General features: G+C 42.9%; 1 pseudogene. It reads left to right on the plus strand.

The window, feature by feature from the left end:
- Positions 1–143: 143 nt before the first annotated feature.
- Positions 144–1,049 (plus strand): annotated as a pseudogene (locus ACOTX7_RS24260) (IS4-like element ISVsa5 family transposase); the annotation flags it as partial.
- Between the last annotated feature and the right edge of the window lie 51 nt (positions 1,050–1,100).

Raw genomic sequence — 1,100 nt, forward strand, 5'->3', positions numbered from 1 at the left:
TCGCGATATCTCCTCTAAACTGCAAAACACTATACGCTGATGAATCCCCTAATGATTTTGGTAAAAATCATTAAGTTAAGGTGGATACACATCTTGTCATATGATCAAATGGTTTCGCGAAAAATCAATAATCAGACAACAAGATGTGCGAACTCGATATTTTACACGACTCTCTTTACCAATTCTGCCCCGAATTACACTTAAAACGACTCAACAGCTTAACGTTGGCTTGCCACGCATTACTTGACTGTAAAACTCTCACTCTTACCGAACTTGGCCGTAACCTGCCAACCAAAGCGAGAACAAAACATAACATCAAACGAATCGACCGATTGTTAGGTAATCGTCACCTCCACAAAGAGCGACTCGCTGTATACCGTTGGCATGCTAGCTTTATCTGTTCGGGCAATACGATGCCCATTGTACTTGTTGACTGGTCTGATATCCGTGAGCAAAAACGGCTTATGGTATTGCGAGCTTCAGTCGCACTACACGGTCGTTCTGTTACTCTTTATGAGAAAGCGTTCCCGCTTTCAGAGCAATGTTCAAAGAAAGCTCATGACCAATTTCTAGCCGACCTTGCGAGCATTCTACCGAGTAACACCACACCGCTCATTGTCAGTGATGCTGGCTTTAAAGTGCCATGGTATAAATCCGTTGAGAAGCTGGGTTGGTACTGGTTAAGTCGAGTAAGAGGAAAAGTACAATATGCAGACCTAGAAGCGGAAAACTGGAAACCTATCAGCAACTTACATGATATGTCATCTAGTCACTCAAAGACTTTAGGCTATAAGAGGCTGACTAAAAGCAATCCAATCTCATGCCAAATTCTATTGTATAAATCTCGCTCTAAAGGCCGAAAAAATCAGCGCTCGACACGGACTCATTGTCACCACCCGTCACCTAAAATCTACTCAGCGTCGGCAAAGGAGCCATGGGTTCTAGCAACTAACTTACCTGTTGAAATTCGAACACCCAAACAACTTGTTAATATCTATTCGAAGCGAATGCAGATTGAAGAAACCTTCCGAGACTTGAAAAGTCCGGCACTGTTGCAAAGTTAGCGATGAGGCAGCCTTTTGTCTTATTCAAAGGCCTTA

The organism is Enterobacter cloacae complex sp. IR5418 (assembly GCF_049238105.1).
Lineage (GTDB): Bacteria > Pseudomonadota > Gammaproteobacteria > Enterobacterales > Enterobacteriaceae > Enterobacter > Enterobacter hormaechei.